At 28.2% G+C, this 664-nt stretch carries 1 protein-coding gene; it reads right to left on the bottom strand.

All coding sequences use genetic code 11. The features are described from left to right. Positions 1-85 precede the first annotated feature (85 nt). Complete coding sequence (locus tag J4P91_RS27845) at positions 86-256, bottom strand: hypothetical protein (RefSeq protein WP_207996673.1); 171 nt, start codon at positions 254-256, stop codon at positions 86-88. Positions 257-664: the final 408 nt, after the last annotated feature.

The following is a 664-nucleotide window of genomic DNA, read 5'->3' as shown; positions in this document are numbered from 1 at the left end:
AATCTCAATTATGTTATTTCCCTTAGAAAGAGCTTGTTTTCTGTCACAAGCTCTTTTTTTATTAAAATAGCGTTTTTATAACAAATCACTTATCCTTGTATTCCATCTCCACAAAATCAGCTAATTCAATTTTCTTCTGCACTTCTTCTTCCAAATAGTGAAATACCGCTTCTTCTCCGCCTTGCTCTCTAACATAGGAAACCCAGTTTTTCTGCGAATCATCTAATTCAAGTTTTACTGTCGCTTTAACAATCATTGAAATTTCACTCCGATCTATAAAATAAGGATTTTGTTTAGTTTTATAGATGTTTTTTGTTTGTTACAATGCCTGTTGAACCCCAAGAAATTCTTCTTATAATTTTTCTCTCTTTCGATTTTTAAAAAACTTTGCAACTGAACCAAAAATTCTAAGTGAGTTTCAATTCAACATTTTTTTCAAGTTAACATCTAAAAATTTTATTCGTATTGAATTACAAAATGCATAATTTTATTTTTTTTTGGGGAAGAATAAATAAAAAATAATACAGGAGGAATAACAAATGAATAATGAAATTCCCCAAAAAAGAGATGCTTATGAAATACTGTTAGAAAGGGCTAAAACTGATAAAGATTTTTTTTCGAAATTACGTAATGACCCTGAAAAATTTTTAGCCGAATTAAAAAT

It is taken from the genome of Bacillus sp. XF8 (assembly GCF_017498755.1).
GTDB lineage: Bacteria > Bacillota > Bacilli > Bacillales > Bacillaceae_G > Bacillus_A > Bacillus_A bingmayongensis.
This window is presented reverse-complemented; position numbering and strand designations above follow the sequence as displayed.

What these genes read in the sequence shown, in the direction of transcription:
- J4P91_RS27845 (WP_207996673.1), bottom strand. Translation starts at nt 256, where the DNA reads ATGATTGTTAAAGCGACAGTAAAACTTGAATTAGATGATTCGCAGAAA.